General features: G+C 66.2%; 21 protein-coding genes and 2 pseudogenes. 18 read left to right on the forward strand and 5 right to left on the reverse strand.

The features are described from left to right. Positions 1 to 117: 117 nt before the first annotated feature. Complete coding sequence (locus PK606_RS07680; protein ID WP_324562422.1) at positions 118 to 1,101, reverse strand: DNA-binding protein; 984 nt, start codon at positions 1,099 to 1,101, stop codon at positions 118 to 120. Between the two features lie 129 nt (positions 1,102 to 1,230). On the opposite strand from PK606_RS07680, the gene PK606_RS07685 reads away from it, so the two are divergent. Both PK606_RS07685 and PK606_RS07690 read left to right on the forward strand, forming a co-directional pair. Beyond that, on the forward strand, positions 1,231 to 2,292 hold the full coding sequence (locus tag PK606_RS07685; RefSeq protein WP_324562424.1) for a tyrosine-type recombinase/integrase: 1,062 nt from the start codon (positions 1,231 to 1,233) through the stop codon (positions 2,290 to 2,292). Between the two features lie 142 nt (positions 2,293 to 2,434). Next, a complete protein-coding gene (locus tag PK606_RS07690) occupies positions 2,435 to 2,578 on the forward strand; it encodes a CopK family periplasmic copper-binding protein (protein WP_256926916.1) in 144 nt (47 codons plus the stop codon). 114 nt (positions 2,579 to 2,692) lie between these two features. Here PK606_RS07690 and PK606_RS07695 read toward each other — a convergent pair whose 3' ends face one another. Then, positions 2,693 to 5,062, reverse strand: a complete 2,370-nt coding sequence (locus PK606_RS07695; protein ID WP_324562427.1) for a heavy metal translocating P-type ATPase — start codon at positions 5,060 to 5,062, stop codon at positions 2,693 to 2,695. A gap of 194 nt (positions 5,063 to 5,256) precedes the next feature. Here PK606_RS07695 and PK606_RS07700 point away from each other — a divergent pair. The 3 genes and pseudogenes from PK606_RS07700 to PK606_RS07710 form a co-directional block, all read left to right on the forward strand. Then, positions 5,257 to 6,455 (forward strand): IS3 family transposase gene (locus PK606_RS07700; protein ID WP_085955278.1). Its coding sequence is split into 2 segments (ribosomal slippage): positions 5,257 to 5,524 and positions 5,524 to 6,455, totalling 1,200 coding nucleotides; the frame shifts between segments, so codons are not numbered across the junction. A 63-nt stretch (positions 6,456 to 6,518) separates the two neighbouring features. Further along, positions 6,519 to 6,617 (forward strand): annotated as a pseudogene (locus PK606_RS07705) (DUF2256 domain-containing protein); the annotation flags it as partial. Positions 6,618 to 6,630: 13 nt separating this feature from the next. Beyond that, positions 6,631 to 7,069: pseudogene (locus tag PK606_RS07710) on the forward strand (IS5 family transposase); the annotation flags it as partial. Between the two features lie 124 nt (positions 7,070 to 7,193). On the opposite strand, the gene PK606_RS07715 reads toward PK606_RS07710, so the two are convergent. Continuing rightward, entirely contained in the window at positions 7,194 to 7,952 is a 759-nt protein-coding gene (locus PK606_RS07715) for a GntR family transcriptional regulator (RefSeq protein ID WP_324562431.1), read from the reverse strand. A 10-nt stretch (positions 7,953 to 7,962) separates the two neighbouring features. Then, positions 7,963 to 9,642 carry a sigma 54-interacting transcriptional regulator gene (locus PK606_RS07720; RefSeq protein ID WP_324562433.1) on the reverse strand — a complete coding sequence of 560 codons (1,680 nt, stop codon included), beginning with the start codon at positions 9,640 to 9,642 and terminating at the stop codon, positions 7,963 to 7,965. 342 nt (positions 9,643 to 9,984) lie between these two features. On the opposite strand from PK606_RS07720, the gene PK606_RS07725 reads away from it, so the two are divergent. The 6 genes from PK606_RS07725 to PK606_RS07750 are packed head-to-tail and all read left to right on the forward strand — an operon-like array spanning position 9,985 to position 14,530. Next, positions 9,985 to 10,185 (forward strand): phenol hydroxylase subunit, encoded by a 201-nt coding sequence (locus PK606_RS07725; RefSeq protein WP_108499285.1) that lies wholly within the window; start codon positions 9,985 to 9,987, stop codon positions 10,183 to 10,185. A 46-nt stretch (positions 10,186 to 10,231) separates the two neighbouring features. Beyond that, entirely contained in the window at positions 10,232 to 11,227 is a 996-nt protein-coding gene (locus tag PK606_RS07730; protein WP_324562437.1) for an aromatic/alkene monooxygenase hydroxylase subunit beta, read from the forward strand. Between the two features lie 25 nt (positions 11,228 to 11,252). After that, positions 11,253 to 11,522: an MmoB/DmpM family protein gene (locus PK606_RS07735; protein ID WP_008344278.1), complete on the forward strand. Its 270-nt coding sequence runs from the start codon at positions 11,253 to 11,255 to the stop codon at positions 11,520 to 11,522. Between the two features lie 23 nt (positions 11,523 to 11,545). After that, on the forward strand, positions 11,546 to 13,108 hold the full coding sequence (locus PK606_RS07740; RefSeq protein ID WP_324562447.1) for an aromatic/alkene/methane monooxygenase hydroxylase/oxygenase subunit alpha: 1,563 nt from the start codon (positions 11,546 to 11,548) through the stop codon (positions 13,106 to 13,108). Further along, a complete protein-coding gene (locus PK606_RS07745) occupies positions 13,105 to 13,461 on the forward strand; it encodes a phenol hydroxylase subunit P4 (RefSeq protein ID WP_066786859.1) in 357 nt (118 codons plus the stop codon). The genes PK606_RS07740 and PK606_RS07745 overlap by 4 nt, the downstream gene beginning before the upstream one ends. 7 nt (positions 13,462 to 13,468) lie before the next feature. Further along, positions 13,469 to 14,530: an NADH:ubiquinone reductase (Na(+)-transporting) subunit F gene (locus tag PK606_RS07750; protein ID WP_008344265.1), complete on the forward strand. Its 1,062-nt coding sequence runs from the start codon at positions 13,469 to 13,471 to the stop codon at positions 14,528 to 14,530. On the opposite strand, the gene PK606_RS07755 is transcribed toward PK606_RS07750, so the two are convergent. Next, entirely contained in the window at positions 14,517 to 15,437 is a 921-nt protein-coding gene (locus tag PK606_RS07755) for a LysR family transcriptional regulator (RefSeq protein WP_324562450.1), read from the reverse strand. The genes PK606_RS07750 and PK606_RS07755 overlap by 14 nt on opposite strands. A gap of 126 nt (positions 15,438 to 15,563) precedes the next feature. Between PK606_RS07755 and PK606_RS07760 the strand changes: the two genes are divergently transcribed. The 7 genes from PK606_RS07760 (at position 15,564) to dmpH (ending at position 21,706) form a co-directional block, all read left to right on the forward strand. Then, the gene (locus PK606_RS07760; RefSeq protein ID WP_008328848.1) at positions 15,564 to 15,935 is read left to right on the forward strand and encodes a 2Fe-2S iron-sulfur cluster binding domain-containing protein; all 372 of its coding nucleotides are present in this window, start codon (positions 15,564 to 15,566) and stop codon (positions 15,933 to 15,935) included. A gap of 21 nt (positions 15,936 to 15,956) precedes the next feature. Then, positions 15,957 to 16,901, forward strand: a complete 945-nt coding sequence (locus tag PK606_RS07765) for a catechol 2,3-dioxygenase (RefSeq protein ID WP_324562456.1) — start codon at positions 15,957 to 15,959, stop codon at positions 16,899 to 16,901. Between the two features lie 143 nt (positions 16,902 to 17,044). After that, positions 17,045 to 17,476 carry a GlcG/HbpS family heme-binding protein gene (locus tag PK606_RS07770; RefSeq protein ID WP_324562458.1) on the forward strand — a complete coding sequence of 144 codons (432 nt, stop codon included), beginning with the start codon at positions 17,045 to 17,047 and terminating at the stop codon, positions 17,474 to 17,476. Positions 17,477 to 17,498: 22 nt separating this feature from the next. After that, the gene (locus PK606_RS07775; protein ID WP_035884259.1) at positions 17,499 to 18,953 is read left to right on the forward strand and encodes a 2-hydroxymuconic semialdehyde dehydrogenase; all 1,455 of its coding nucleotides are present in this window, start codon (positions 17,499 to 17,501) and stop codon (positions 18,951 to 18,953) included. 269 nt (positions 18,954 to 19,222) lie between these two features. Further along, a complete protein-coding gene (locus PK606_RS07780; RefSeq protein ID WP_008328861.1) occupies positions 19,223 to 20,089 on the forward strand; it encodes an alpha/beta fold hydrolase in 867 nt (288 codons plus the stop codon). Positions 20,090 to 20,112: 23 nt separating this feature from the next. Beyond that, a complete protein-coding gene (dmpE, locus tag PK606_RS07785) occupies positions 20,113 to 20,898 on the forward strand; it encodes a 2-oxopent-4-enoate hydratase (RefSeq protein ID WP_008328863.1) in 786 nt (261 codons plus the stop codon). A 19-nt stretch (positions 20,899 to 20,917) separates the two neighbouring features. After that, positions 20,918 to 21,706 carry a 2-oxo-3-hexenedioate decarboxylase gene (gene dmpH / locus PK606_RS07790; RefSeq protein ID WP_008328869.1) on the forward strand — a complete coding sequence of 263 codons (789 nt, stop codon included), beginning with the start codon at positions 20,918 to 20,920 and terminating at the stop codon, positions 21,704 to 21,706. Positions 21,707 to 21,713 lie beyond the last annotated feature (7 nt).

The raw sequence follows: 21,713 nt of genomic DNA on the forward strand, positions 1-21,713 counted from the left end.
CTACCATCCAACGCGCCTTCGACTATGTGCTCAAAGCATTCCATACGCTGTACAGCGTATGGTTGGTGCGCAGCCAGGGCCTGGAGCTTGGAGCGAAAGCATCGTGCTGTCGCGCTACTAGCGTTTGAGCACGGTCTTCATTTTGGACCGCGTCGCGGGCGTCTCAGTGTTGGCGCCCCCCTTGGGTAGGCGTGCTTTGAGCTGGACCAATAGGTCAGCCATGTCTTTTTGCAACTGCTCCTGGTGCGAGTGCGCCATCTGCAGATCCTCGCGTGCAGAAAGGATCTCACGGGCCAAGCCTGCGTTCTCGGCGATCAGGGCGCTGACCTGCACCCGAAGCGACTGGGCTTGCTCGTGCGAATCTGCCAACGACTTGGCCGCTTTTTTATTGTCATCTGCGAGCAAGAGGGTGACGCGCTTCAGTTCCTGCCGGGTCCTATCGACGTCCTCCAACAGCCGTCGTTCCTGAGCGGAAGCTCGTTGCTCCAGGCGCTCACGCTCCTGCCGGTGCTCCTCGTTCAGCGCATTGAGGCGACCACGCTCGGCTTGCAACGCTTGCGTTGCCGCAGCATGCTGGGTGCGCACGGATTCAATGTCGGCGTCCCTACCCGCCAGCCCTTTTTGGAGGTCGGTGACCTGGCGCATCAGATCGGCGATCTGGTGATCCTTGGCCAGAAGCGCTGCGCCCAGTGCTTCCGAGCGCTCGTTCAACCGTTGCTGTTCTTGATCCAAGGCTGTTCGCTCGGCAGCGAGCCGCTCTACCAGCTTTTCCAGTGCGTCTCGATCGACCTGTACCGATTGCGCCGCCTGCTCCTGGGCATGCTGCTGGGCGCGACCCCACAGCGCCTTGGCCACCCGCAGAACCGGTGCTGGCAGGGCGCCCTGCTCTCCGGTTCCCTCTTCGCCACCATTCGCGTCCAGTCGCTTGGCCAAAGAGCCGTACCAGGCATCGAGCATGGGCGCCACGGTGTTCGGCGACCCCCGGCCAAGGTACGCGCGCACGCGCTCGATCGTGGGCCGCTCACCCTGCGAGAGCACCGCATCGGCCGCGGCCCAAACCTCGTCGACCTGGACGCCTCGAGTGACTCTCGTACTTTTCATTTGCATCGCCCTGCTTCAACGGTTAAATTACCAACGATAAGGGATACTTATCGTGACTTATCGGCCAATTTCGTATCAAATCATACATAGTATGTGCGAGAAATATCCTTCAATCACCCTGCCCTGAACATGCGCCTGCCCATCCTCCAGAAAACCCCGGCCCTGCAGCCGCACGAGTTGAGCGATATGACCGCGCAGGCCGTGGCCGACCTGCTGCGCGAGGGCGAATCGCTCAACACGCAACTGAGCTACCGCAGCGCACTTCGATATTGGGCCGCCTGGTACGGGATCCGTTACGGCGCGCAAATCAGCCTGCCGCTGCCCGCGGCCTGCGTGCTGCAGTTCATCGTCGACCACGCGCAGCGCACCACGCCCAAGGGCTTGGTGCACGAGCTGCCGGCGAAGATCGACGCCGCCCTGGTCGAGGCCGGCTACAAGGGAAAGACGGGACCGATGGCGCACAACACGCTGGTGCACCGCCTGGCCGTGCTCTCCAAAGCGCACAAGATGCGCGACGTGAAAAACCCCTGTCAGGACCCCAAGGTGCGCGAGCTGCTCTCGCGCACGCGCAAGGCCTACGCCAAGCGCGGCGAGTTGCCCAAGAAAAAAGACGCGCTGACCAAGGATCCGCTGCAGCTTGTGCTGGCCACCTGCGACGACACATTGAAAGGGAAGCGTGATCGTGCCCTCCTCCTCTTTGCTTGGGCCAGTGGTGGGCGCCGGCGCTCCGAAGTGGCCGCGGCCGACGTTAAATTTTTGAAGCGTCTGGCGCGGGGGGAGTTTTCTTACGAGCTCGCGTTCTCGAAAACGAACCAGAGTGGCGTCGACCGGCCCGAGAACCACAAGCCGGTGCTGGGTGCTGCGGGTGCTGCCCTGGAAGATTGGCTACTGATCAGCGGGATCCGCGAGGGCGCCCTCTTCCGTCGGGTGCTCAAGGGCGGCCACCTGGGTGGCCCGCTGTCGGCAGCGTCCGTGCGCGACATCGTTCAGGCGCGGTGTTTGTTGGCGGGTGTTGAGGGGGAGTTTTCTGCGCATTCGCTACGGTCGGGCTTTGTGACGGAAGCTGCCGCACAGAACGTCTCGATCGCTGACACGATGGCGATGACAGGCCACCAGTCCGTGGCCGTGGTGCTCGGATACCAGCGCCGCGGTGGGCTTTCCAAAAACCCCGCTTCTAGTCTGCTGGCATAGGCATCAGAAATGGGTTTTCAGATCGCATGATTTCCTCTGGCGGACTGGCCCATGCATTCGCCATGGACGCAGCGCAGTCCGAGGCCAAGCAGGTCATTTCGCTGCAGGGCGGCAAAAGCTCTACGTCTTCAAGGACGGCCTGATGGCGAAGGAAAGCAAGTTTGGACGTGCTATTCATCTCGGCAAGGGTGCCGTCATGCAGACGGCCGACGGGAAGAGCATCGCGACGATGGGCAACGAAGTCGCGCGTCTGTATGTCTTGCTGAACAAAGGCCATCACAACTGAGGCTGGCCACCTGCGCTCCTGCGGTCAAGGCTTCGCTGCATGCGAGCCAGACCTTCAAGACCTTCTCGTCAGTTCTGACGAGAAGGTCTCTTCATTTGGACTTCTGCGTCCTAATCACTCTTCCCGGATGACTGCGCCCCGCAACCGCAGCGCGTTGCCGATCACCGAGGCCGAGCTGAGGCACATGGCCAGCGCGGCGATCATGGGCGACAACAGCCAGCCGGTGAACGGGTACAGCAAGCCCGCGGCCAGCGGAATGCCCAGGGCGTTGTAGACGAAGGCGAAAGCCAGGTTCTGCTTCATGTTCTCCACCGTCGCCACCGAGAGCGCGCGGGCCGTCGCAATGCCCCGCAGATCGCCCTTGACCAGCGTGAGTTGCGCGCTGTTCATCGCCACATCGGTGCCCGTGCCCATGGCAATGCCCACATCGGTGCGGGCCAGTGCCGGCGCGTCGTTGATACCGTCACCGGCCATCGCGACCACGCGGCCCTCCGCCTGGAGTTTCTCCACGAGTTGGAGTTTGTCGGCGGGCTTCACTTCTCCGTGCACCTCGTCAATGCCCAGGCGTTGACCCACGGAGCGCGCGGTGGTGAGGCCGTCGCCGGTGGCCATGATCACGCGGATGTTCGCCTGGCGCAGCGAGGCCAGTGCGTCCGCCGTGGTGGTCTTGACCGGGTCGGACACCGCCAGCAGACCGGCCAGCGCTTGGTTCACCGCGAGAAACATGACGCTGGCGCCCTGTGCGCGCAGTGCTTCGGCCTGGGCGGCCAGGGGCGCGACGTCCACCCCCAGCTGTTGCATCAGCGCCGTGTTGCCCAAGGCCAGGGGCTTGCCGCTCACAACACCCTTGACCCCGATGCCGGACTCGGAGTCGAACTGCTCGGGCTTGTCGAGTGTGAGCCCCTGTTGCTTTGCTGCGGCCACGATGGCGGCGGCCAGCGGGTGTTCGCTGCCCTGGTCCAGGCTGGCGGCGAGGCGCAAGACCTCGTCTTCGGGGACGCTCCCGTGTCCGATGGCACGCTCGAAGGTGGGGCGGCCTTCGGTCAGCGTGCCCGTCTTGTCGACGATCAGTGTGTCGACCTTGCGCAGGTTTTCGATGGCGGCGGCGTCGCGAAACAAGACGCCGTTGGTGGCGCCGCGCCCGGTCGCCACCATGATGGACATGGGCGTCGCCAGGCCCAACGCACAGGGGCACGCGATGATCAACACGGCCACCGCATTGATGAGTGCGTAGACCCAGCTCGGCTCGGGTCCGAACAGACCCCAGCCGAAGAAGGTGACCAGTGCCGCGACCACGACACCCACGACAAAGTAGCCCGCCACCTGGTCGGCCATGCGCTGCATGGGCGCGCGCGAACGCTGGGCCATGGCAACCATCTGCACGATCTGCGAGAGCACGGTATCCGAGCCCACGTGCTCGGAGCGCATCACCAATGCACCGCTGGTGTTGAGCGTGGCGCCGATCAGCTTGTCACCGACCCGCTTGGTCACCGGCAGCGGCTCGCCCGTGAGCATCGATTCGTCGAGTGCGCTGCTGCCCTCGACCACGGTGCCGTCGGTCGGCACCTTTTCGCCGGGGCGCACACGCAGCAGGTCGCCCACATGCACATGGGCCAGCGGCACGTCTTCTTCCTGCCCGTCGGCCGCGATGCGCCGCGCGGTCTTGGGCGCCAGACCCAGCAGCGAGCGGATGGCGGCCGAGGTTTGGGACCGTGCCTTGAGTTCCAGCAGCTGACCCAACAAGGTCAGCGAGATGATCACCGCCGCCGCTTCGAAGTACACCGACACCCGCCCCATCGACACAAAGGAGTCGGGGAACACCTGCGGCGCCACCGTGGCCACCACGCTGTACACAAACGCCGAACCGGTGCCCAGACTGATCAGCGTCCACATGTTGGGGCTGCGGTTCACGATCGACTGCGCGCCGCGCACAAAGAATGGCCAGCCGGCCCACAGCACGATCGGCACGGTCAGCACCAGCTCGATCCAGCTCTGTGTGGTCATGTCGAACCAGCCGAGGTTGTGGCCGAACATCGCCAGCACGGCGACCACCACCGTGAGCGGCAAGGTCCACCAGAACCGCCGCTGGAAGTCCACCAGCTCGGGGTTCTCCTCAGCGTCCAGTTCGGGCATGACCGGCTCCAGCGACATGCCGCATTTGGGACAGTTGCCCGGGTGGTCCTGCCGGATCTCCGGGTGCATGGGACAGGTGTAGAGCGTGCCGGGCTTGCCCTGCGGCGCGGGCGTTGGGGCTGCGTGACGCCCCACCTCGGCGTGAACAAACCGGGCCGGTTCGGCCGCAAACCGGGCTTGGCACTTCGCGCTGCAGAAATAGTAGGGCTGCCCCGCGTGCTCCAGGTGGTGTGGCGACTGCTCGGTGACCGCCATCCCGCACACGGGATCTTTCAGCCCGGTCGCAGGATGAAGTGGTTTTGACGCGCCGTTGGGGTGGCCGGCATGGTCGTGTTTTGCTTGTGTGTCCATGTCTTTCCCTTCCTGGAAATTTCGAAACCCCGTGGTGCCAAACACCATCTTCCTCTCAATGGCGCGATGTGACGGAGCGCATTGGCACTTGGTGCACGTGAACGCCGCGCATGCAGGCCAGAAGGTCAACTGAGGTTGCCCCTGAAAAGTGGAGTTCTTAGCCCTTGTTGAAAATACCGACAAGGAGTTCAGAGATGAGTGAAAAGCAGGTGCGTGCGCAGTACACGCGAGAGTTCAAGCTGGAGGCTGTTCGGCAGGTGCGCTCGGGTCAGCCGATTGCGGTGGTGGCCAAGGTACTGGGCATCCCCAAAGCGAGCCTGGGCAACTGGGTGCGGCTGTCAGCCAAGGGAGAATTGGACGGTGCGGGCGGTGGTGACAAGAGCATCCAAGTCTCGCCCGAGAAAATGGAGATTGCTCGGCTGCGCGCCGAGAATGCCCGGCTTCGCATGGAGCGTGACGTTGCAAAAAAAGCCGCGGCGTACTTCGCGCAGGACACGCTGCGAGGTACGCCTGGATTCACCAAATGAGAAAGCTGTATCCGGTGAGTGTGTCCTGCGGTGTGCTGGAGGTGAGCGCGAGCGGGTACTTCAACTGGCTGCGCCGAGGCGAGTCTGGCCACGGTGGCCCTGGCCGGCGCTACAGCGACGAAGCCTTGCTGGCGCACATTCGTGCCATCCACGCCCAGGTCAAGGGCGAATACGGCTGGCCACGCATGCACAAGGAACTGCTGGCCCGAGGCATCCGTGTGGGCAAAGACCGGGTTCGCAAGCTCATGCAGCAGCACGCCATCAAGGCCAGGACGAAACGCAAGTTTGTGGTCACCACCGACAGCAGACACAGCCTGCCGGTGGCGCCCGACCTGGTGCAGCGGCGCTTCAAGCCCGAGGAGCCCAACCAGCTCTGGAGTGGCGACATCACCTACATCCAGACCGACGAGGGCTGGCTGTACCTGGCTGCGGTCATCGACCTGTTCAGCCGTCAGGTGGTGGGCTGGAGCCTGCAGCCGCACATGCAGGCGGGCTTGGTCAAGGACGCGCTGGCCATGGCGTGGTGGCGCCGTAGACCGCCTCCTGGGGTGATATTCCACAGCGACCGGGGCAGCCAGTATTGCAGCGCAGAGTTCCAGCAGGCCCTGAAGAACTGGGGCATCCAATCATCGATGAGCCGCAAGGGGAACTGTTGGGACAACGCACCGACGGAAAGCTTCTGGGGGCGGCTGAAAACCGCCAGCGTGCATGGGTGCAAATTCGCCACCCGTGAGCAGGCAAGTCAGGCGGTGATGGACTGGATGGCCTTCTACAATCACCGAAGGTTGCATTCGTCACTGGGCTACCTCAGCCCGATGCAATACGAGCAGCGCTGGTACGAGGCACAGCGTAAAAAGGCCGCGTGAATCGTGGGTTAAGAACTACACGAAACAGGGGCAAGGTCACACCTCACCCTGAAGCATTGCACCATGACAGCCCAGCGAAAAGGCGATTTGCCAACAAAGCTTTGCGCCTGTTGCCAGCGCCCGATGGCCTGGCGCAAAAAATGGGCCAAGGTGTGGGACGAAGTGAAGTACTGCCCAGCAGTGGTATTTCGGGATGAAGCTGCACATTGGCGTGGACAGCCGCACCGGGCTGGCGCACAGCGCTGTGGTGACAGCAGCCAACGTGCACGACAAGCACCCGCTGCCCGATCTGCTGCACGGCAATGAGCAGCGTGTGTATGGCGACAGTGCCTACGCCAGCCAGAAGGCGTTGATCGGATCGAAGGCCCCCAAAGGCCCGGGACTTCACCAACCAGCGCGTGCGGAGGGGCGGCGAGATCGACGAGGCTGAGCGATCCAGGAACCACAACAAGTCCAAGGTCCGCGCCCGGGTCGAACACGTCTTCGCTGTGGTCAAACGGCTCTGGGGCTTTGCCAAGGTGCGCTACCGGGGCCTGGCCAAGAACGCCACGCGCTCGTTTGTGGTGCTGGGTCTGGCCAACATCCACCTGGCGCGCCAGCGCCTCGTGGCATGAGTGCGCCCGCAGCGGGCGCCAAGGGCGGATGAAGACGCCCAGAAGGGTCTCAGGTCGCCTCAGAATGCGTGATTCGCCGACCTAATCCCGCATGTCGAAATCGGCCAGCGAGGTTCGTTGAGATCTACGGCTTGTTCAGCGCAGCCTTAAATCCGCCGCCTGTCGCCGCGGCGGCCTGGCGGGTCAGGATGTCGCAGGTCAGGCGGATATGGGCTTCCAGCGCCAGCGCGGCGCGGGCCTCCTGCCGCGCCATCGCCGCGAGAAAGATGCTCTCGTGCTCGGCGTGCACATCGCGGTCGAAGCCCGGCGTGGCGCCGATGCGGATGGCGATGTGGCGGTAGCGCTCGCCGTGGCGGTAGAGGATGTCCAGCAGGTGCCGCGTCCAGGGTGAGCTGTGGCCCGCGATCAGGGTTTCGTGGAAGTGGCGGTTGGCGCGCTCCCACTGGTCCGGGTCGCGGCCGGCGCCGCCCTCCTCGGCCACGCTGAGCCGTGCAAAGGCCCCGCGCACCGAGCGCTCCCAGCCCGCGTCGCCGAGCCGGATCGACTGGCGCAGCGCTTCGGTTTCCAGCCGCACGCGGGTGTCGGTCAGGTCGCGCAGATCGTCCAGCGAGACCGCGCTGACGCGGTAGCCGCGCTGGCCTTCGACCGTGACCAGCGCGTCGGACACCAGCAGCGCCAGCGCCTCGCGCAGCGTGCCGGCGCCCACGCCGTAGTGGTCCTTGAGGTGCTCGACGCGCAGGCGCTGGCCCGGCTGCAGATCGCCACACACGATGTCGTGACGCAGCGCCCGGTAGGCGCGTTCGGTGAGGGTGCGCGGCTCGGGTTCGTCGCTGCGCGGCGCGGGGCCGGCGGCGTGTGCGGGTTGAAGCAGGTCTTGCAGCATGGTGATGACCTCAATCGGCTTCCTGTTGATGCTGGCGTTTGAGCCGGTAGGCCAGCTGCGCGCGGCTCAGACCCAGCAGGCGGGCGGCGCCGGCCAGATTGCCGCGGCTGCGCTCGACCGCCAGGGCCAGCACCTGCGCCTCCAGGGTCTCGATCGGCACGCCGGCATCGAGCACCTGCGCGCACAGGCGCAGCTCGTCCTCGGGCGCACGGCGCGCCAGCCGGCCCTGCGGGTCGATGCCGTCCTGCGCCGGCTCGGACTGGTTGGGGAACAGGTGCTCGACCTCGATCACGCCGCCCTGCGCCGCCAGGATCACGCCGCGCTCGACCAGGTTCTCCAGCTCGCGCACGTTGCCGGGCCAGCGGTGGCGAGCCAGCGCTTGCAGCGCGCGGTCGCTGAAGCCGCCCAGGCGCTTCTGGTGCAGCGCGGTGAAGCGCGCCAGCAGGTGCCGAGCCAGCGGCTCGATGTCGCTGCTGCGTTCGCGCAGCGGCGGGATGCAGATCGGGTAGACGTTGAGGCGGTAGAACAGGTCGCGCCGGAACTGCCCGCGTTCGACCGCGGCTTCGAGGTTGACGTTGGTCGCCGTCACGAGGCGCACGTTGACCTTGCGCGCGCTCTCGCTGCCCAGGCGCTCGATCTCGCCCTCCTGCAGCACGCGCAGCAGCTTGGCCTGCGCCGGCAGCGACATGTCGCCCACCTCGTCGAGGAACAGCGTGCCGCCTTCGGCCCGCTCGAAGCGGCCGGCCCGCGCCGCGTGGGCACCGGTGAAGGCGCCCTTCTCGACGCCGAACAGCTCGGCCTCGATCAGCTCGGCCGGCAGCGCCGCGCAGTTGACCGCCACGAACGGCCCGGCGGCGCGCTCGGAGTGTTCGTGCAGTGCGCGCGCGAAGCGCTCCTTGCCCACGCCGGTCTCGCCGGTGAGCAGCACCGTCACCTGCGTCGCCGCGGCGCGGCGCATCAGGTCGTGCGCGTGCTGGAAGCCCGGCGAGGAGCCGACCAGCATGCCACCCGACTCGGCCGGCTCCAGCGTGTTCTTCAACGCCTCGACCTGCTGGCTCAGCGCGGCCATCTTCTCCAGCAGCGAGTCGTCCTCGAAGTACTGGCGGTGCGCGTCACCGTCGGGCCACTCGTCGATCGGCCGGCCTTCGATCAGGCAATGGTCGTCGCCGCAGGCCGAACACTTCGTCTCCTTGTACAGGATCAGCCGGCCCATGAAGGCGCTGGTGTAGCCGCTCGCGTAACCCAGCAGGGTCCAGCAGGCCGGCTCGTCGACCACGCCGTATTGCAGCCGGTGCGCGTGCGCCTCCCAGGAGTCGTCCCAGCGGAACACGCCCTCGAAGCGGCCGGCCGCGGCGTCCATCTCCAGCCGCACCGGCGTGACGCGCGCCGCGCCTTCGAGCATGTGCAGCTGCGGCCCGACCAGGAACATGTCTTCCAGTGTCTTCTTGCCGCGCGTCTTGGCCGCGAAGCCCGCATCGTGCAGGCCGCAGGCATAGCCCATGCGCGTGAGCAGGCGCCGCGCGTGGTCCTTGCCGACCGAGGTGATGAGGTCGTGGCGCAGCGCCGTCAGCGCCGCGGTGTGCAGCAGCACCATGCGCCGCTCGCCCAGCCAGATGGCGCCGCTGTGCGGCTCGAAGCGCAGCAGCCGGCGCAGGTCGTTGTCGGGCGGGTAGGTCAGATGGGGGTCCAAAGGTGTCTCCGGTGGGTCGCTCTGCGGCGACTGGAATCTCGATATTTTCCGCCACGCTCCCCCAGATCGACAAGCCGGCGAAGCAGTGCCTGAAATTGATCATTTGATCACTCGCGGCCAAAAGCGCCTCATCAAATCAAGACTTTTCCTTCGTGCTGCACCGCAACAGCTCAAGAAACAGGCTATCGAAGAGTGCCGGGCGATCCGGATGCTGCGCTGCACACCGGCTTTTTCATCAGGGATTTCCCTGAAATATCGAGATTTTTGGCCCGACCCGGTCGGACTGGCACGCCATCTGCGAGAGGGGACGCGTCCGACAACGCACCGACCGCCCCCAGCACCATGCCCCAGACCACCGACACCTCCCTGCCCGCCGTCGACACCTCGCTGCGCTTCGTGCGGGTGATCGAACGCCGTGCCGACGGCCTGGTCGCCTTCGAGTTCTCGATCGGCTGGCCGGAGCTGGCGGTGGAGCTGATGCTGCCGGCCTCGGCCTTCGAGGCCTTCTGCGCCAACAACCGGGTGCAGCGTCTGGACACCTGAGTTCCCGAGAGCCGTTCAACAACCATTCCAACGGAGATAAGCACCGATGAACATCGACCTGCAGGCGCGGGAGATCACGCCGCTGCGCCAGACCTACGCCCACGTGGCGAAATACATCGGCGGCGACAAGACCGCCAGCCGCTACCAGGAGGCCACCTTCGGCGCTCAGCCGATGGTCAACTTCCACTACCGGCCGACCTGGGACCCGGGCCACGAACTCTTCGACGCCAGCCGCAGCAAGATCGTGCTGGCCGACTGGTACGTGCTCAAAGACCCGCGCCAGTTTTATTACGCCACCTGGACCATGACCCGCGCCAAGCAGCAGGACGCGATGGAGGCCAACTTCCAGTTCGTCGAGCAGCGCGGCATGGTCGGCAAGATGCCCGACGGCGTGCGCGAGAAGGCCCTGACGGTGCTGATGCCGCTGCGCCACGCGGCCTGGGGCGCCAACATGAACAACGCGTCCATCTGCGCCTACGGTTTTGGCACTGCCTTCACCGCGCCGGCCATGTTCCACGCGATGGACAACCTGGGTGTGGCGCAGTACCTGACCCGCCTGGGCCTGGTGCTGGGCGAGCCGCAGTCGCTGGAAGACGGCAAGCAGGCCTGGCTGGACGCCCCCGAGTGGCAGGGCCTGCGCCGGCTGGTCGAGGACAGCTTCGTGGTCAGCGACCCGTTCGAGCTGTTCGTGGCGCAGAACTTCGCGCTCGACGGCCTGCTGTACCCGCTGATCTACGGTGGCTTCGTGGACGACCACGTCGCCCTGCAGGGCGGCACCGCGGTCGCGATGCTGACCAGCTTCATGCCCGAGTGGCACGACGAAACCGCGCGCTGGATCGACGCCGTCATCAAGGCCGCGGGCGCCGAATCGGACGCCAACAAAGCCCTGCTGCGCGGCTGGGCCGGCCACTGGATGGACCGCGCCCAGGCCGCCCTCTCGCCCATCGCCCGCCTGGCCCTGGGCGAGACCGGAGAAACCGTGTTGAGCGACGCCCGCGTGCAGCTGCAGGCGCGCCTGGCCAAGACCGGCGTCACCACCTGACCAGGCCTGAACAGGAGACCACAACATGTCCGACGTATTCATCGCCTTCCAGCACAACGAAGAGTCCCGTCCGGTGATCGACGCCATCGTGGCCGACAACCCGAACGCGGTGCTGACCCACCCGACCGGCCTGGTCAAGATCAACGCGCCCGGCAGCCTGACCATCCGCCGCGAAACCATCGAGGGCCTCACCGGTCGCCCCTACGACCTGCAGGCCATCCACGTCAACCTCGTCACCCTCTCGGGCTACATCGACGAGGACGACGACCAGCTCACGCTGAGCTGGAAACACTGAATCACGAGCAGAAGGAGACACGCATGGACACGAGAGTTGCGAGCAAGAAGCTCGGCCTGAAAGAACGCTACGCCGCCATGACGCGCGGCCTGGGCTGGGAGACCAGCTACCAGCCGATGGACAAGGTGTTCCCGTACGACAAGTACGAGGGCATCAAGATCCACGACTGGGACAAGTGGCAGGACCCGTTCCGCCTGACCATGGACGCCTACTGGAAGTACCAGGGCGAGAAGGAGAAGAAGCTCTACGCCGTCATCGAGGCCTTCGCGCAGAACAACGGCCAGCTCGGCGTGTCCGACGCGCGCTACGTCAACGCGCTCAAGCTGTTCATCCAGGGCGTGACGCCGCTGGAGTACTACGCGCACCGCGGCTTCGCCCATGTGGGCCGCCAGTTCACCGGCGAAGGCGCCCGCGTCGCGGCGCAGATGCAGTCCATCGACGAGCTGCGCCACTACCAGACCGAGACGCACGCGATCAGCCACTACAACAAGTACTTCAACGGCATTCACCACTCGAACCACTGGTACGACCGCGTGTGGTACCTGTCGGTGCCGAAGTCCTTCTTCGAAGACGCCTGCACCAGTGGTCCGTTCGAGTTCCTCACCGCCGTCAGCTTCAGCTTCGAGTACGTGCTGACCAACCTGCTGTTCGTGCCCTTCATGAGCGGCGCGGCGCACAACGGCGACATGTCCACCGTCACCTTCGGCTTCTCGGCGCAGAGCGACGAGAGCCGCCACATGACGCTGGGCATCGAGTGCATCAAGTTCATGCTGGAGCAGGACCCGGACAACGTGCCCATCGTGCAGCGCTGGATCGACAAGTGGTTCTGGCGCGGCTACCGCCTGCTGACCCTGGTCGCGATGATGCAGGACTACATGCTGCCCAAGCGCGTGATGAGCTGGAAGGAAGCCTGGGAGATGTACGCCGAAGAAAACGGCGGCGCCCTGTTCAAGGACCTGGCGCGCTACGGCATCCGCGAGCCGGCCGGCTGGAAGCAGGCCTGCGAAGGCAAGGACCACATCAGCCACCAGACCTGGGCCACCTTCTACAACTACAACGGCGCCGCCCCGTTACACACCTGGGTGCCCAAGGAAGACGAACTGGCCTGGCTGAGCGAGAAGTACCCCGAGACCTTCGACAAGTACTACCGCCCGCGCTGGGAGTTCTGGCGCGACCAGGCCGCCGAAGGCAAGCGCTTCTACAACAAGACGCTGCCGATGCTGTGCACCACCTGCCAGATCCCGATGCTGTTCACCGAAGAGGGTGACCCCAGCAAGATCTGCTACCGCGACAGCGACTACAAGGCCTACAAGTACCACTTCTGCAGCGACCACTGCAAGAGCATCTTCGACCACGAGCCCGAGAAGTACGTGCAGAGCTGGCTGCCGGTGCACCAGATCTACCAGGGCCACTGCTTCCCCGAAGGCACCGACCCGACCGCCGAGGGCTTCGACCCGCTGATGGCCGTGTTCAAGTACTACGAGATGGAAGTCGGCCGCGACAACTTCGACTTCGAAGGTTCGGAAGACCAGAAGAACTTTGCCGCCTGGAAGGGCGAGCCCCTGGTGCAAGGAGAGCAGAAATGAGCGTCGTCGCCATCGCCCCCTACGAGTTCACGCCCAGGGATGTGCGCGAGAACTTCCCCGCCCCGCTGCTCTACATCGGCTGGGAAGACCACCTGATGTTCTGCGCCCCCGTCTGCCTGCCGCTGCCGCCGGACACCCCGTTCGGCGCGATGTCGGCCGCGGTGCTGCCCGGCATCTACGGTTACCACCCGGACTTCGCCAGGATCGACTGGGCCCGGGCCGAGTGGAAGAAGAACGGCCAGCCCTGGACGCCCGACCCGGCCAAGTCGCTGGCCGAGAACGGCCTGGTGCACAAGGACGCGATCCGCTTCAGAACCCCTGGGCTCACAGGGATCAAAGGTTCGTTCAGCTGATCCGGCCATGAGCTACCAACTGACGATCGAGCCGCTGGGCGCGACCATCGAGGTCGAAGAAGGCCAGACCGTGCTGGACGCGGTGCTGCGGCAGGGTCTCTACCTGCCGCACGCCTGCGGCCACGGCCTCTGCGGCACCTGCAAGGTGCAGGTCTGCGATGGCGAGGTGGACCACGGCGCGGCCAACCCGTTCGCGCTGATGGACTTCGAGCGCGACGACGGCAAGACCCTGGCCTGCTGCGCCACGCTGCAGGCCGACACCACCATCGAGGCCGACATCGACGAGGAACCCGATGCGCGCGTGATCCCGGTGCGCGACTTCGCGGCCACGGTCAGCCGCGTCGAGGACCTCACGCCCACCATCAAGGCGATCCACCTGCAGCTGGACAAGGCCATCGACTTCCAGGCGGGGCAGTACGTGCAGGTGGAAATCCCGGGTGTGGGCAGCCGCGCCTTCTCGATCGCCAATCAACCCGCCGACGTGGCCGCCACGAAGGGCATCGAGCTCAACGTGCGCAAGCTGCCCGGCGGCGCCGGCACCACCTGGCTGCACGAGCAGCTCAAGGCCGGCGACCGCCTGCGCGTGGCCGGCCCCTACGGCCGTTTCTTCGTGCGCGAGTCGGCGCGCCAGCCGATGCTGTTCATGGCCGGCGGCTCGGGGCTGTCGAGCCCGCGCTCGATGATCGCGGACCTGCTCTCGCGCGGCTGCACGCTGCCCATCACCCTGGTCTACGGACAGCGTTCGCACGAGGAGCTGTACTACGACGCCGAGTTCCGCGCGCTCGCCGAACAGCACGCCAACTTCTCGTACGTGCCGGCGCTCTCGCACGAGCCCGAGGGCTCGGACTGGGACGGCTTCCGCGGCTTCGTGCACGAAGCGGCCAAGGCGCATTTCGGCGGCAGCTTTGTGGGCCAGAAGGCCTACCTGTGCGGGCCGCCGCCCATGATCGAGGCCTGCATCTCCACCCTGATGCAGGGCCGCCTGTTCGAGCGCGACATCTACACCGAGAAGTTCCTCTCGGCGGCCGACGCGCAGGCCGCCCGCAGCCCGCTGTTCAGGCAGGTCTGAGGCCGTTGCCGCCCTTCGTTTCGCTCTTCCCATGCGCACGCACCACCTCCAGGAACATGGCCAGCACCGGCGACGGATCGCCGCGCCGGTAGAGGCAGCTCAGCTCCAGGTCCTTGAGGTGGCGGCTGCGCAAGGGCACGAACACCACGCCCGGCAGGCGCAGGCTGGCGGCCGACCGGGTGGCGATGGTCAGCCCGAAGCCACTGGCCACCAGGGCCACGGCCGTCACCACGTCCTCGACGTCCTGCTCGACCGCCAGCCGCACGCCTTCCTGGCGGAAGGCCTCGGCCACTTCCTGCGCCAGCCCGTGGATGGCCTCGTTGGGGTAGAGGATCATGGGCAGCCCGTCGAGGTCGGCCATCCCGACCTGCCTGCGCTGCGCCAGCGGGTGCGCTTCGTGCATCGCCACCAGCAGCGGCTCGCGCAGCACCGACTCGACCACCAGGTCCGGCTCGGGCGGGATCAGGCGGTTGAAGCCCACGCTGATGCGCCGTTCGCGCAGCGCCTGCAGCTGCTCGGACTTGGTGAGGTTGTGCAGCGCGATGCGCACCTCGGGCCGCTGCGCGTGGAACTTCGCGAGCACGCGGGGAATGACGTCCAGCACGCCCGAGCCGTAGATGCCCACGTCGAGCTGGCCGGTCAGGCCCTGCGCCGCGCGCCGCGTGCGCTCGGCCGCGCGCTGCGCCAGGTGCAGCAGGTTGGGCACCTCGTCCAGCAGCGTCTGGCCCGCCTCGGTCAGCTCCACGCCGGCCGGTGCGCGCAGGAACAGCGGCGCCCCCATCTCGTCTTCCAGCGCCTTGATCTGGCGCGACAGCGGCGGCTGCGCCATGTGCAGGCGCTCGGCCGCGCGGGTGAAGTTGCGCTCTTCGGCGACCGCCAGAAACTGGCGCATGTCCTTGAGATCCATGAGGCCTCCTGGTTCGGTTCGCAATACCTCACCAGTATAGGGTCGCAAAAATTCGGTATTGGACGGTATGACCGCTCCACCCTATCTTTGGCAGCTGGAGCTGCTGCGTTGAAGAAGAACTGAGACATGTCCCTGTTTGACTCCCGCCCCAAGTTCGCCGTGCACGTGGCCCAGACGGACGAGACCTTTCCCTGCGCCGGCAATGAAAGCCTGCTCACCGGCATGGTCCGCCTGGGCCGCAAGGGCATCCCGGTGGGTTGCGTCAACGGCGGCTGCGGGGTCTGCAAGGTCCGCATCGTCGAGGGACAGATCAAGGCCCTGGGGCCGATCAGCCGTGCACACGTGACGCTCGACGAAGAGAACCAGGGCTACACGCTGGCCTGCCGCGTGGCGCCACAGACGCCGGTGAACCTCGAAGTGGCCGGCAAGTTGAGCAAACCGTTTTCCAAGGGGCGCGCAGAGTCTGCGACTGCCAGCCCTTCGATTCAGCAGCAGTAACCAACCACCAGGAGACACAACATGGGTGTGATGCGCATCGGGCACGCGAGCCTGAAAGTGATGGACATGGACGCCGCGGTCAAGCACTACGAAAACGTGCTCGGCCTCAAGACCACCATGAAAGACAAGGCCGGCAATGTCTACCTCAAGTGCTGGGACGAGTGGGACAAGTACTCACTGATCCTGACACCGTCCGACCAGGCCGGCCTGAACCACGTGGCCTACAAGGTCGAGAAGGACAGCGACCTCGACGAGTTGCAGAAGAAGGTGGAAGCCTGGGGCGTGAAGACCACCGTGCTGCCAGAAGGCACCCTGCCGTCCACCGGCCGCATGCTGCAGTTCAACCTGCCCAGCGGCCACGAGATGCGCCTGTACGCCATGAAGGAGTACGTGGGCACCGAGGTCGGCACCACCAACCCCGACCCGTGGCCGGACGGACTCAAAGGCTCGGGCGTGCACTGGCTGGACCACCTGCTGCTGATGTGCGAGATGAACCCCGAAGCCGGCATCAACACCGTGGCCGACAACACGCGCTTCATGACCGAGGCGCTGGACTTCTTCCTGACCGAGCAGGTGCTGGTCGGCCCCGAAGGCAACATGCAGGCCGCCACCTGGATGGCCCGCACCACCACGCCGCACGACATCGCCTTCGTCGGCGGCGCCAAGAGCGGCCTGCACCACATCGCCTTCTTCCTCGACTCGTGGCACGACGTGCTGAAGTCGGCCGACGTGATGGCCAAGAACAAGACCAAGATCGACGTCGCACCGACGCGCCACGGCATCACCCGCGGCGAGACGATCTATTTCTTCGACCCCAGTGGCAACCGCAACGAGACCTTTGCCGGCCTGGGCTACCTGGCCCAGCGCGACCGCCCCGTGACCACCTGGACCGAGGACCAGCTGTGGAGCGGCATCTTCTATCACACGGGTGAAGCGGTGCCGTCTTTCACCGAGGTGTACACGTGATCACCCCCCTGCGCCGCTGACGCGGCTTCCCCCCTCTCTGACGCGCCTTCGGCGCTTGGAGGGGGGACGGCACCTGAGGCCCGGCGGAGCCGGTTCCTCGGTGCCCCTCGAACTGGCTCCCCCTCCTTCTCATTGTTCTTCTGATGACAACCGCTCTTTCTGTTCCTTCTGCCGTCATCACCGCATCGGCGGCCTCTCTGGCCTGTCAGGCGGCGCTGGCGCATGCAGAGGCATTGGGCATTCGCATCAACGTGGCCGTGACCGATGCCTCGGGCACGCTCGCCGCCTTCTTGCGCATGCCCAATGCCTTTCTGCATTCGATCGACATCGCGATCGACAAGGCCTACACCGCGGCCAGCTTCGGCTTCCCCACCTCGCAGTGGGGCGGCGTGATCGGCGACGACGAGCTGCTGCGCATCGGCCTGAACCAGCGCCAGCGCCTGGTGCTGTTCGGTGGCGGCCTGCCCATCGTGGCCGACGGCCAGCGCATCGGCGGCATCGGTGTTTCCGGCGGCTCGGCCGAGCAGGACGAAGCCTGCGCCCGCGCCGGCCTGCAGGCCCTGGGGCTCGATTGATTTTTCATTTCATCCACACACCATGAAACAGTTCCTGAACTTCATCAACGGCGATTTCGTCGCCACCGCCAAGACCTTCGAAAACCGCAACCCGGCCACCAACGAGGTCGTAGGTCTGGTGCACGAGGCCGGTCAGGCCGAGGTCGACGCGGCCGTGGCCGCGGGCCGCGCCGCGCTCAAGGGCGAGTGGGGCACGATGAGCGTGGTCAAGCGCGCCGAACTGCTGCACGCGGTGGCCGACGAGATCAACCGCCGCTTCGACGACTTCCTCGCCGCCGAACTGGCCGACACCGGCAAGCCGCGCTCGCTGGCTTCGCACATCGACATCCCGCGCGGCGCCGCCAACTTCAAGATCTTTGCGGACATCGTCAAGAACGTGCCGACCGAGAGCTTCCAGATGACCACGCCCGACGGCGGCACTGCCATCAGCTACGGCCTGCGCACACCCCTGGGCGTGGTCGGCGTGATCTGCCCCTGGAACCTGCCGCTGCTGCTGATGACCTGGAAGGTCGGCCCGGCCCTGGCCTGCGGCAACACCGTCATCGTCAAACCCTCGGAGGAAACCCCCGCCACCGCGACCCTGCTGGGCGAGGTGATGAACGCGGTCGGCGTGCCCAAGGGCGTGTACCAGGTGCTGCACGGCTTCGGCCCCGGCTCGGCCGGCGAATTCATCACCAAGCACCCGGGTGTCAACGGCATCACCTTCACCGGCGAGACCCGCACGGGTGAAGCCATCATGGCCGCCGCCGCCAAGGGTGTGCGCCCGGTGTCGTTCGAACTCGGCGGCAAGAACGCCGGCATCGTGTTCGCCGACGCCGACTTCGACAAGGCCATCGCCGGCATCACCCGCAGCGCCTTCGAGAACTGCGGCCAGGTCTGCCTGGGCACCGAACGCGTGTACGTGCAGCGCCCGATCTTCGACAAGTTCGTCGCCGCGCTGAAAGAAAAGGCTGAGGGCCTGAAGATCGGCGGCCCCGACATGCCGGGCGTGGGCATCGGCCCGCTGATCTCGGCCGAACACAAGCAGAAGGTCATGGGCTACTACGCCAAGGCCAGGGCCGAGGGGGCGACCGTCGTCACCGGCGGCGGTGAACCGGCCATGACGGGCGAGTACGCCAACGGCCACTTCGTGCAGCCCACTATCTGGACCGGCCTGCCCGAAAGCGCCAGCGTGATCCGCGAGGAGATCTTCGGCCCCTGCTGCCACATCGCCCCCTTCGACACCGAAGAGGAAGCGATTGCGCTGGCCAACGCCACCGACTACGGCCTGGCGACCACCGTGTGGACGCAGGATCTGGGCAAGGCGCACCGCATGGCCTCGGCCATCGAGGTCGGCCTGTGCTGGATCAACAGCTGGTTCCTGCGTGACCTGCGCACCGCCTTCGGCGGCAGCAAGGCCTCGGGCATCGGCCGCGAAGGCGGCGTGCACTCGCTGGAGTTCTACACGGAACTCCGCAACGTGATGGTGAAGCTGTGATCTCCCCCCTGCGCCGCTGCGCGGCTTCCCCCCTCCGTTGCGCGTCTTCGACGCTTCGAGGGGGACGCCGCCTGTGGCCCGGCATAGCCGGTTCCACGGCTGCCCTGGACGAACGGCCTCGTGCGCCGACAGCGAGTGGGCCGGGGCGACTGGTGCAGTGAAGTAAAGGAGGAGGCGAGCGCGCAGCGACCGACGGGGGACATGAACGGAACCAGTCGTCCCGGCCCACTCGCCGCCCCTTCAAAGCAAAGACCTCAAGGACAAGACACATGAATGCCCCACACAACCCTGAAATTGCGCTGAGCGTTCGCACAGGCAGCTTCAACACCAACGTGCACGACCTCGGCAGCTCCAAGCCGGGACAGCCTCCGGTGCTGTTCATCCACGGCTCCGGTCCGGGTGTAAGCGCCTGGGCCAACTGGCGCCTCGCCATGCCGGTCATCGCCAAGGATCGGCGAGTCATCGCGCCCGACATGGTGGGCTTCGGCTACACCGACCGCCCCGCCGGCATGACCTACAACATGGACACCTGGGTCCAGCAGGCGCTGGATGTCATGGACGCGATGGGCGTCGAGAAAGCCGACGTGGTCGGCAACAGCTTTGGCGGCGCGCTCTCGCTGGCGCTGGCGATCCGCGCGCCGCAGCGCGTGCGCCGCCTGGTGCTCATGGGCTCGGTCGGTGTGCCCTTCCCGATCACGCCGGGCCTGGACGCGGTCTGGGGCTACGAGCCCTCGCTGGCCACCATGAAGCGCCTGCTGGACATCTTCGCCCACAGCCGCGCGCTGGTCACCGACGAGCTGGCCGAGCTGCGCTACCAGGCCAGCATCCGCCCCGGCTTCCAGGAATCCTTCTCGGCCATGTTCCCGGCCCCGCGCCAGCGCTGGGTCGACGCCATGGCCAGCCCCGAATCGGCGATCCGCGCGCTGCCGCACGAGACGCTCATCGTCCACGGCCGCGAGGACCAGGTGATTCCGCTGCAGACCTCGCTCACGCTGAGCCAGTGGATTCCCAACAGCCAGCTGCACGTGTTCGGCCACTGCGGCCACTGGACGCAGATCGAACACGCCGCGCGCTTCGCCCAGCTGGTGTCGAACTTCCTCGCCGAAGCCGACGCGCAGGGCGCCGCGTCCGCCTGACCCCTTTTCCCACACAGAACACCATGGACAACTCCAAGATCCAGCACTACGGCGACGAGCTCTACCAGTCGCTGCTCGACCGCCAACCCGTCGCTCCGCTGACCGACCGCGAAGCGGACATCACCATCGAGGACGCCTACCAGATCCAGCTGCGCATGATCCAGCGCCGGCTGGACGCGGGCGAGCGCGTGGTGGGCAAGAAAATAGGCGTGACGAGCAAGGTCGTGATGGACATGCTCAAGGTCAACCAGCCCGACTTCGGCCACCTGCTCTCGGGCATGGTCTACAACGAAGGCCAGCCCATCCCGGTGAGCAGCATGATCGCGCCCAAGGCCGAGGCAGAGGTCGCCTTCATCCTGGCGCGCGACCTCGAAGGCCCCGGCGTCACCGCGGCCGACGTGCTGCGCGCCACCGACTGCGTGATGCCGTGCTTCGAGATCGTCGACTCGCGCATCAAGGACTGGAAGATCAAGATCCAGGACACCGTGGCCGACAACGCCTCCTGCGGCGTGCTCACGCTCGGCGGCCTGCGCAAGAGCCCGCGCGACCTCGACCTCGCGCTGGCCGGCATGGTGCTGGAAAAGAACGGCGAAATCATCAGCACGTCCTGCGGCGCATCGGTGCAGGGCTCGCCGGTCAACGCGGTGGCCTGGCTGGCCAACACGCTCGGCCGTCTGGGCATCGGCCTCAAGGCCGGCGACATCATCCTCTCTGGCTCGCAGTCGCCGCTGGTGCCGGTGGTCGCGGGCGACAGCCTGTATTGCAGCGTCGGCGGCCTGGGCGGCACGTCGGTGCGTTTCGTCGCCTGAGCGGGAAGGAAACAACCACATGAAACTCGACAAGAACACCCTCGCCCAGCTCGCCGAGCACCTGGAAAACGCCGAGCTGAAGGCGCACGACGTCACCAAGATCACCGACGACCACCCGGACATGGACTGGGACGACGCCTACGCGATCCAGGACCTGATCCGCGCGCGCAAGGAAAGCCGTGGCCACAAGACGGTGGGCCTCAAGTGCGGCCTGACCTCCTACGCCAAGATGAAGCAGATGGGCGTGGACACGCCGGTCTTCGGCTTCGTCAGCGACTACATGGCCTGCGCCGAAGGCAGCGACATCAAGACCTCCGAACTCATCCACCCCAAGGTCGAGGCCGAGATCTGCGTCGTCACCAAGGCGCCGCTCAAAGGTCCGGGCTGCCACGTCGGCGCCGTGATGGCCGCGATCGACTTCGTGATCCCCGGCGTGGAGATCATCGACAGCCGCTACCGCGACTTCAAGTTCGACCTCAAGAGCGTGATCGCCGACAACACCTCGGCCTCGCGCTTCGTGATCGGTGGCCGCGCCCGTCGTGTGGAAGACCTGGACCTGCGCACGCTGGGCGTGGTGCTGGAGAAGAACGGCCAGATCGTGGCCATGGCCGCCGGCGCCGCCGTGATGGGCCACCCGGCCGCCGCCATCGCCGCCCTGGCCAACCACCTGGGCGCGCGCGGTCAGGAGATCCCGACGGGCAGCTTCATCATGACCGGCGGCGTGACCGAAGCCATTGCGGTGCAGGCCGGCGACAGCGTGAACGTGCGCTTCCAGGACCTGGGCACGGTTGGCATGCGATTCGTCTGAGCGCCGC

Origin of the sequence: Ottowia sp., assembly GCF_035444425.1 — a bacterium.
GTDB lineage: Bacteria > Pseudomonadota > Gammaproteobacteria > Burkholderiales > Burkholderiaceae_C > Ottowia.

Excerpts from the sequence above, each read along its gene's own strand:
- PK606_RS07680 (WP_324562422.1), bottom strand. The coding sequence starts at position 1,101 with ATGAAAAGTACGAGAGTCACTCGAGGCGTCCAGGTCGACGAGGTTTGG.
- PK606_RS07685 (WP_324562424.1), top strand. The coding sequence starts at position 1,231 with ATGCGCCTGCCCATCCTCCAGAAAACCCCGGCCCTGCAGCCGCACGAG.
- PK606_RS07690 (WP_256926916.1), top strand. The coding sequence starts at position 2,435 with ATGGCGAAGGAAAGCAAGTTTGGACGTGCTATTCATCTCGGCAAGGGT.
- PK606_RS07695 (WP_324562427.1), bottom strand. The coding sequence starts at position 5,062 with ATGGACACACAAGCAAAACACGACCATGCCGGCCACCCCAACGGCGCG.
- PK606_RS07715 (WP_324562431.1), bottom strand. The coding sequence starts at position 7,952 with ATGCTGCAAGACCTGCTTCAACCCGCACACGCCGCCGGCCCCGCGCCG.
- PK606_RS07725 (WP_108499285.1), top strand. The coding sequence starts at position 9,985 with ATGCCCCAGACCACCGACACCTCCCTGCCCGCCGTCGACACCTCGCTG.
- PK606_RS07730 (WP_324562437.1), top strand. The coding sequence starts at position 10,232 with ATGAACATCGACCTGCAGGCGCGGGAGATCACGCCGCTGCGCCAGACC.
- PK606_RS07735 (WP_008344278.1), top strand. The coding sequence starts at position 11,253 with ATGTCCGACGTATTCATCGCCTTCCAGCACAACGAAGAGTCCCGTCCG.
- PK606_RS07740 (WP_324562447.1), top strand. The coding sequence starts at position 11,546 with ATGGACACGAGAGTTGCGAGCAAGAAGCTCGGCCTGAAAGAACGCTAC.
- PK606_RS07745 (WP_066786859.1), top strand. The coding sequence starts at position 13,105 with ATGAGCGTCGTCGCCATCGCCCCCTACGAGTTCACGCCCAGGGATGTG.
- PK606_RS07750 (WP_008344265.1), top strand. The coding sequence starts at position 13,469 with ATGAGCTACCAACTGACGATCGAGCCGCTGGGCGCGACCATCGAGGTC.
- PK606_RS07755 (WP_324562450.1), bottom strand. The coding sequence starts at position 15,437 with ATGGATCTCAAGGACATGCGCCAGTTTCTGGCGGTCGCCGAAGAGCGC.
- PK606_RS07760 (WP_008328848.1), top strand. The coding sequence starts at position 15,564 with ATGTCCCTGTTTGACTCCCGCCCCAAGTTCGCCGTGCACGTGGCCCAG.
- PK606_RS07765 (WP_324562456.1), top strand. The coding sequence starts at position 15,957 with ATGGGTGTGATGCGCATCGGGCACGCGAGCCTGAAAGTGATGGACATG.
- PK606_RS07770 (WP_324562458.1), top strand. The coding sequence starts at position 17,045 with ATGACAACCGCTCTTTCTGTTCCTTCTGCCGTCATCACCGCATCGGCG.
- PK606_RS07775 (WP_035884259.1), top strand. The coding sequence starts at position 17,499 with ATGAAACAGTTCCTGAACTTCATCAACGGCGATTTCGTCGCCACCGCC.
- PK606_RS07780 (WP_008328861.1), top strand. The coding sequence starts at position 19,223 with ATGAATGCCCCACACAACCCTGAAATTGCGCTGAGCGTTCGCACAGGC.
- dmpE (WP_008328863.1), top strand. The coding sequence starts at position 20,113 with ATGGACAACTCCAAGATCCAGCACTACGGCGACGAGCTCTACCAGTCG.
- dmpH (WP_008328869.1), top strand. The coding sequence starts at position 20,918 with ATGAAACTCGACAAGAACACCCTCGCCCAGCTCGCCGAGCACCTGGAA.